1 protein-coding gene is annotated in these 632 nt (G+C 53.3%); it reads right to left on the bottom strand.

Annotation, left to right across the window (positions count from 1 at the left end; all coding sequences use genetic code 11):
* Positions 1-83: 83 nt before the first annotated feature.
* On the bottom strand, positions 84-632 hold a 549-nt coding region (locus E1J53_RS23860), incomplete at its 5' end, for a group II intron maturase-specific domain-containing protein (protein WP_305773816.1).

Genomic DNA, 632 nt, shown 5'->3' with positions numbered 1-632 from the left:
AATCGAGTAGGGTAAGGAGCCACCCAATAGTGACTCCTTATCCCTCTCACACCACCGTACGTACGGTTCTCGTATACGGCGGTTCATGAACCATGGAAAAGTTGTTCGTAATATTTGGTGAAAGACCGATAACCCCGCTGGGCTAACCTGGCTTCGGTGACGGTAGTTCCCATGATGGGCGATTGCGCGATGGCCCAGCCGCCCATGCGGGAGCGGGACCATGCATAAGCCATTTCGGCTTCGATGCCAAGTTGGCGCAAAGCCCGCATGCGTCGGTTTGGCTTCTTCCATTGCTTCCAGATACAGTACCGCAAGCGGTTCCTGATCCAGCCATCCAGCGCTCGCAGTTTACCCCAGATTTTACCCAGCTGGAAGTAGCCCAGCCAGCCGTACATCAGGGCGTTGAGGCGTTGAATGCGGTCTTCGAATGGAATGGGACTGGTTTTACGGGTGATGGCCTTGATCTTCAGCTTTAATCGCTGCCATGACTTTGCCGCTACCCGTAGGACGTACTTCCCCTTTTCTCCTTTGCGGAAAGAAGAGACAAAGCCGTACCCCAGCAGTTCAAACCGAACCGGACGACAGATTGCCGTCTTGTCCTTATTCACCAGTAAACGTAAATCCTCTTCAAT

This window comes from Lewinella sp. W8 (assembly GCF_004375085.3).
In the GTDB taxonomy this organism is placed as follows: Bacteria; Bacteroidota; Bacteroidia; order Chitinophagales; family Saprospiraceae; genus Neolewinella.
This window is presented reverse-complemented; position numbering and strand designations above follow the sequence as displayed.